The 4,883-nt window shown below is 72.1% G+C and carries 3 protein-coding genes and 2 pseudogenes; all 5 read left to right on the top strand.

From position 1 onward, the window contains the following. Positions 1-251: pseudogene (locus tag ACWEBX_RS37325) on the top strand (hypothetical protein); the annotation flags it as partial. Then, on the top strand, positions 248-1,225 hold the full coding sequence (locus ACWEBX_RS37330; protein WP_451889180.1) for an iron-siderophore ABC transporter substrate-binding protein: 978 nt from the start codon (positions 248-250) through the stop codon (positions 1,223-1,225). The pseudogene ACWEBX_RS37325 and the gene ACWEBX_RS37330, both read left to right, overlap by 4 nt. 4 nt (positions 1,226-1,229) lie before the next feature. Continuing rightward, positions 1,230-3,220, top strand: a pseudogene (locus tag ACWEBX_RS37335) (iron ABC transporter permease); the annotation flags it as partial. Positions 3,221-3,330: 110 nt separating this feature from the next. Continuing rightward, positions 3,331-4,533, top strand: coding sequence for a cytochrome P450 (locus tag ACWEBX_RS37340; RefSeq protein ID WP_451889181.1), 1,203 nt, complete (start codon positions 3,331-3,333; stop codon positions 4,531-4,533). Next, on the top strand, positions 4,530-4,883 hold a 354-nt coding region (locus tag ACWEBX_RS37345), incomplete at its 3' end, for an SMI1/KNR4 family protein (RefSeq protein WP_451889182.1). The genes ACWEBX_RS37340 and ACWEBX_RS37345, both read left to right, overlap by 4 nt.

The following is a 4,883-nucleotide window of genomic DNA, read 5'->3' on the forward strand; positions in this document are numbered from 1 at the left end:
TTCGAGTTGTTGTTGTATGTGAGTGGAGTTCAGAGGTTTGCTCGTCCGAACGGCCCGCCCGGACCGCCCTGCGGCGCGCCGCACGCATCAGCGCCGCCGGCCGGCCGGCGGACGTCCTCACGACCGACCGCCTCACCGACACGTACGGCATCCGCATCGACGTCGACACCGACCCTCTGACCGGCCGCCTGCGCACCCGCGCCGTCGGCCGCCACCACGCACGAACCGGAAGGCTCAGCACCACCTCATGAGACGCCACCTCCTCGCCCTCACGGCCGCGTCCGCCGCTGCACTCGCCCTGGCCGGCTGCGGCACGACCGAGCCCGCCTCGACGAACGCCGCCGCTAAGGGCACCCAGCACATCACCCTGACCGACTCGACCGGCGCCAAGATCAAGCTCGACGGCCCTGCCAAGAAGGTCGTCGCGACCGAATGGAACGTCGTCGAGAGCCTGGTGACCCTCGGCGTCGACCCGGTCGGTGTCGCCGACGTCAAGGGCTACAAGGCCTGGGACACCTCCGCCCCGCTGAAGAACACGCCGAAGGACATCGGTACGCGCGGCGAGCCCAGCATGGACACCGTGGCCTCGCTCGCCCCCGACCTGATCGTCGCCACCACCGATCTGCCGGCCGCCGCCGTCAAGCAACTTCGGAAGATCGCCCCGGTCCTGGAGGTCACCTCCGCCGACTCCGCCGACCAGATCGGGCGGATGAAGGAGAACCTCGACCTCATCGCCCGCGCCACGGGCACCACCGCCAAGGCCACCCAGGCGAACAAGGAGTTCGACGCCAAGCTCGCCGAGGGCAGGAAGACGCTCGCCGACGCCGGGCTCGCCGGTCGGTCCGTCGCCTTCGCCGACGGCTGGGTCGCCTCCAACCAGGTCTCCATCCGCCCGTACACCAGCGGATCGCTGATCGGCGCCGTCAACGAGGCGATAGGCCTCAAGAACGCCTGGAAGGTCAAGGGCGACAAGAGCTACGGCCTGGGCAGCACCGACGTCGAGGGCCTGTCCGGCCTCGGCGACCTGGACTTCGCCTACATCGGCAACGCGAGCGAGCCCACCGACCCGTTCGCCAAGGACCTCTCCAAGAACTCCGCCTGGACGTCGCTGCCCTTCGTGAAGAAGGACAACGTGCACCGACTGCCCGACGGCATCTGGATGTTCGGCGGCCCGAAGTCCATGCAGGCCTACGTCGACGCGCTCGTCGGCGCCCTGACGAAGTAGCGCCATGGCCGTCACCGCAACAGCCCCCGCCATCGGCTCACGGGCCATCACCTCCAGGACGGGCGCGGTCGCGGTGACGGCCGTGCTCGTGTCCCTGGTCGCCGCACTCGCGATCGTCGACATCACCCAGGGCACCGCCGCCGTCGGCGCGGCCGAGGTCTGGAAAGCCCTCACCGGCACCGCCGACCCCGGCGACGCCTCGGTCGTCATCGCCTCACGACTGCCCCGCGCGGCCGCCGGACTCCTCGTCGGCGCCGCCCTCGGCGTCGCCGGAGCCGCACTGCAGGCCGTCAGCCGCAACATGCTCGCCGCCCCCGACACCCTTGCCGTGAACTCGGGTTCCTACCTGGCTCTCGGTCTGCTCACCGTCACCGGCGCGAGCCTGCCGCTCGTCGCGTCCTCGGGCGTGGCGTTCGCCGGCGCGCTCGCGGCGGCGGCCGTCGTCCTGTCGCTGACCGGACCGGGCGCGGCCACCGTACGACTCGTCCTCGCCGGCAGCGCCCTGTCACTCGGCCTGTCCTCCGTCACCGAGGCACTGCTCCTGCTCTACCCGGAGCGCACGAACGGCCTCTACCAGTGGAGCCAGGGCAGCATCAGCCAGAACGGGTTCGACGGCGTCCTGCAGATGACGCCCGTCGCGCTCGTCGGCCTCGCCGGACTCCTGCTGGTGGCCCGCCGGGTGGACGCACTCGCCCTCGGCGACGACGCGGCCCGCGGTCTCGGCGTACCGGTCCGCGCCACCCGCGTCACCGTCGTGGTCTGCGCCTCGCTGCTCGCCGCCGCGGCGGTCACGCTCGCCGGCCCGATCGGCTTCGTCGGCCTCTGCGCCCCCGCGCTGGTACGCCCGCTGACCCGGCGCGTCCGGCCGCTGCTCCGGATCCGTGCGGGCCTTCCCGTCGCGGGACTGGCCGGAGCGGCCCTCGTCCTCGGCGCGGACGTCCTGCTCCGCGCGACCGTGAGCCCCGAAGCCGCGGTCGCCGTACCCACCGGCGTCGTCACCAGCATCCTCGGCGCGGTGTTCCTCGTGGGCATGGCTCTGCGCGTACGCGACACCACGACCGCCACCAGCCCGGAACGGCTGCGCATCCCGAGCAGACCGGTCTTCCTGACGACGGCCCTCGTGCTCACCGTCGTCCTGGCCGGGACCGTCATCGCGGCCGTGCTCCTCGGCGACACCAAACTGCTGCTGGGCGACGTGGTCAACTGGGCGCAGGGCCGGGCCGGTCAGTCCGTGTCGTTCGTCCTCGACACCCGGATGCCACGCGTCCTCGCGGCCCTCCTCGCCGGCGCCGCCCTGGCCCTGTCGGGCACGCTCGTCCAGGCCGTCACCCGTAACCCGCTCGCCGAGCCGGGCGTACTCGGCGTCTCGGGCGGCGGGGCGCTGGGTGCCGTCCTGCTCGTGACGACCGTGCCGGTCGCCGGTTCCTGGAGCATCGCCGGCGCCGCCTTCGCGGGAGCCGCCATCACCGCGGTCGTCGTGTTCGGCCTCGCGTCCGGCGACGGCTTCGGACAGAACAGGCTCGTCCTGGTAGGCGTCGGCGTATCCGCCGCGACCACGGCGCTCATCAGCCTGTTCATCGTCCTCACCGACCCGTTCAACGCCACCAAGGCACTGACCTGGCTGTCCGGTTCGACGTACGGGCGCACGCTCCCCGACGCGCTGCCGGTCGCCGCGGCGCTCGCCCTCGGGATCGTCGTCGCCGTCCTTCGGCGCACGGAACTCGACCTGATCGCCCTCGACGACGACACACCGAAGCTGCTCGGCCTGCGCACGGCACCCGCCCGGCTCGGCCTGCTGGCCGTCAGCGTCCTGCTGAGCGCCACCGCCGTCGCGGCCGCGGGACCATCGGCTTCGTCGGCCTGGTCGCCCCTCACGCGGCCCGCGCCCTGGTCGGCCGCCGCCACGCCCGTGTGGTCCCGGTCTCCCTGCTCCTCGGCGCGATCCTGGTCTGCACGGCCGACGCCCTCGGCCGCACCCTCATCGCCCCGGCCCAACGCGCACGGCATCTGGCGGTGGAGGCGGCCGTAGTGAAGTCTGACGGCACACGCCCTGACGGCGGACTCCTGCCGGGGGACGCCGACACGACGACGGGGGACAGCGTTCGATGGACCGAGTCGACCGAGCCGACGACGACGCACGGAAGATCCGCAGGGTTCCCGCAGAGTCGGGCTGCCCGGTCGGCCGCGCGGACGACGGTACGTGGCAGGTACGTGGCTACTCCGCGGCCCGCGCCGTCCTGCGCAGCACCGACACCGTGCAGGCGGGCCTCGGCATCGAGACCGTCGAGAAGCTGCCCGCCCGGATCCGGCGGCCCGTGCTGTACCGCGACGGGCCCGAGCACCGGGAGCACCGCCGTCAGACCGCCCGCTACTTCACACCCCGCCGCGTGGACGAGCACTACCGGGAGCTCACCGAGCGCGTCACGCAGAAGCATCTGGACGTCCTGCGGAGCGAGGGCGAGGTACGGCTGGAGGACCTCACCTTCGGCGTCGCGATCGACGTGGCGTGCGGCGTGATCGGCCTGACCCACAGCAGACCCGGCATCCAGCGTCGGCTGGAGCGCTTCTTCCCCGAGAAGTTCGGCGAGCCCGGGCTGACCAGCCTGCACGGCCTCTACTGGCTGTTCCGCCAGAACACCAACTGGCTGCGGATCTACCTGGCCGACGTCCGCCCGGCCGTCCGCGCCCACCGCGAACGGCCCGCCGACAACCTGATCTCGCACCTCATCGCGGAGGGCTGTTCGAGCCCCGAGATACTCGGCGAGTGCCTCACCTACGCCGCCGCGGGGATGGTCACCACCCGCGAGTTCATGTGTGTCGCCGCATGGCATCTGTTCACCGACGAGGCCTTGTGCGAGCGCTACTTGGCCGGAAACGAGACCGAACGCCTCGCGGTGATCCACGAGATCCTGCGCCTCGAACCCGCCGTCGCCCGTCTGAGCCGGCGGACCACCGGTGCCATGGAGGTGCCGGGCGCCGACGGCCCGGTCACCCTGCCCGCCGACGCGCGCGTCGACATCTTCGTGGACGAGGCCAACACCGACCCGGACGTCGTCGGTGCCGCACCCACCGCCGTCTGCCCCGGGAGGCCGACAACGACCGGCCGATACGCGGCCGCGCTGTCCTTCGGCGACGGACCACACCGCTGCCCCGGCGCCGACATCGCGATGATGGAGACCAACGTCTTCCTCGGCCACCTCTTCGCACTCGAGGGCGTCCGGATGCTCACACCGCCCAGCGTCACGTTCCAGGACGAGATCGGGGGCTACGTGATCCGCGGACTCGGCGTGGCAGTCGACCGGATGTGACGCCACGCCCGCGACCCAGGCACTCCGCCACGAACCGTCGCCTCCCATACCCGACGTTCGAGCCCGTCCTGACCCCCGCCGAAATCGCCGAGGTCGAAGCGCAATACGGTGTCGCGCTGCCCGAGGACTACCGCACATTTCTGGCGGAGGTCGGAGCCGGCGGCCCCGGACCCGCGCTCGAACTCACGTCGTTGCGCCGGATCGACGGAAGGTGGGGTGAGTGTGGCAGGACGGCGAAGACCACCCGTGGCTGCTGGACCCCAGGGGGCCGTTCGTCGAGACGGAGGACTGGGTCGATCAGCAGATGGCGACCCTTCGGGCCGCCGGGTGCGAGCCCACCACGCGTGACG

The organism is Streptomyces sp. NPDC005070 (assembly GCF_053600395.1).